At 61.9% G+C, this 1,947-nt stretch carries 2 protein-coding genes; both read right to left on the minus strand.

The features are described from left to right. A partial coding sequence (locus Q1X90_RS03440) for an aldo/keto reductase (RefSeq protein ID WP_300766555.1) occupies nt 1-296 on the minus strand: 296 nt, incomplete at its 3' end. A gap of 82 nt (nt 297-378) precedes the next feature. After that, on the minus strand, nt 379-1,896 hold the full coding sequence (araA, locus tag Q1X90_RS03445) for an L-arabinose isomerase (RefSeq protein ID WP_300766557.1): 1,518 nt from the start codon (nt 1,894-1,896) through the stop codon (nt 379-381). Nucleotides 1,897-1,947: the final 51 nt, after the last annotated feature.

The following is a 1,947-nucleotide window of genomic DNA, read 5'->3' on the forward strand; positions in this document are numbered from 1 at the left end:
CGATCGAAGGCGCGCAGGGTGGACTCGTACCCCTGCTCACTGTCCCTAAGCTTCGTCGTGACCCACAAATCGCGGTGGCGAATGCCCTGATCATATCCCGTCGCCTTAAGCGCACGGCCGATCCCCGCCTCGTTGCCGTACCCGGCCGCCCCGTCGATGTGGCGGTACCCCAACGACAATGCGGACTCCACCACCGGGGTGGTCTGCTCATCATCCACGCGCAGAACACCCAAACCGACCTGCGCAATGGCATTGCCATCCGCCAGGGAAATCATGGGAACAGTGATGTCCGTCATAACTGGCAGCCTCCTGGGACAAGCCATCCCAACACGTAACTACAAGACACAGGCAGATACTACTCTTGACGCCCGTTATCCCTCAGTGGCGGTTGTCGAGACGGTGATACATCTCGCTGATCTGCAGATCGCGCTCGAACTCGCGCGGCGTGGTGTCCTCGTCGATGACCGCGAGCTCCACGCCGGCTATGCGCGCGAAGTCCTCCCACGCCTCACGACCGATTGATGTCGTCATGCAGGTGTGGTGCGAGCCGCCGGCACGCAGCCAGCACTCGGCCGAGGCCTTGAGACCGGGACGCGACACCCAGAGTCCGCGGGCGCAGGGCAGCTTCTCCAATGATCCGTCGGGCTCGACGACGTCGACCACGTTCATGAGCAGACGGAAACGTTCACGCACATCAGACATGGACACCACGACCGCATCCTCCTTGGGTGCGACGGTGAAGACGAGACGCACGGGATCGGCCTTGCCGCCGATTCCCAAGGGATGGATCTCTAGGGAGGGCTTAGCGATGGTGCCCACGGACGGTGAGACCTCAAGCATGTGGGAGCCCATGATCTTCTCATGGCCGGGAACGAAGTTGTAGGAGTAGTCCTCCATCAGGGAGGCTCCGCCGTCGAGTCCGAATCCCATCACGCTGGCGATGCGCACAAGGACGGCGGTCTTCCAGTCGCCCTCGGCGGAGAATCCCCAGCCATACTCGGCAGGGAATCGCTGCGGCCCGACGCCCGGAAGCTGGCTGAGCGTTCCCAGATCCTCGAAGTTGTCCACGCCGGCGGTGGTCCCGTAGTCGTTCATCATGTTCACCATGCCGGCCTCCTCCTTGGCGGCGGTGAACAGGGAGTCGTAACGCTCGTCGAGGAGCTCGGGAGCGACGTCGTACTTGGCCTTGTAGTCCTCGATGATGGCCTTGACCTGATCGTCCTTGACATTGTCCACGTAGGACACCAGCTCGTTTACAGCCCACGTGTTGATCGAGGCGCCGAAAACACGCTCTGCCTCGGTCTTATCACCTTCGGTGACGGCCACATTACGCATGTTGTCGCCCCAGCGCATGACCTTCATATCGTTGGAGGCGTCCCACCCGGCGCAGGCGCGGGCCCATGCGCCGATGCGGTCCGCGACGTCCGGATCGGTGTAATGACCGACGACGATCTTGCGCGGAACCCCCAGACGGGTGACGATGTAGCCGAACTCGCGATCGCCATGGGCGGCTTGGTTGAGGTTCATGAAATCCATATCGATGGTGTCCCACGGGATCTCAAAGTGATGCTGCGTGTTCAGCTGGAGAAGCGGCTTGCGGAGCGCCTCGAGCCCACGGATCCACATCTTGGCCGGGGAGAACGTATGCATCCAGGCGATGACGCCGATGCAGGCGGGGTCGGCGGAGGCCTCGGTCATGAACTCCTTTACTCCATCGGAGGATTTGAGCGTGGGCTTGAGAACCAGTTTCGCCGGGATGCGGCCGGTGGAGTTCAGCTTGTCCACGATCTCGGTGGACTGCTCGGCCACCTGGCGAAGCGCCTCCTCGCCGTAGAGGTCCTGCGATCCGACGCCGAACCAGATTTCCTTGCCCTCGAAGGGATTGCTCATCGACATGATCTGTCCTTTGCTGATGTGCGTGGCCGAAACCACGCGGTTTTTTCTTTC

The sequence above is a fragment of the uncultured Bifidobacterium sp. genome (assembly GCF_949292005.1).
In the GTDB taxonomy this organism is placed as follows: domain Bacteria; phylum Actinomycetota; class Actinomycetes; order Actinomycetales; family Bifidobacteriaceae; genus Bifidobacterium.

What these genes read in the sequence shown, in the direction of transcription:
- araA (WP_300766557.1), bottom strand. Translation starts at nt 1,896, where the DNA reads ATGTCGATGAGCAATCCCTTCGAGGGCAAGGAAATCTGGTTCGGCGTC.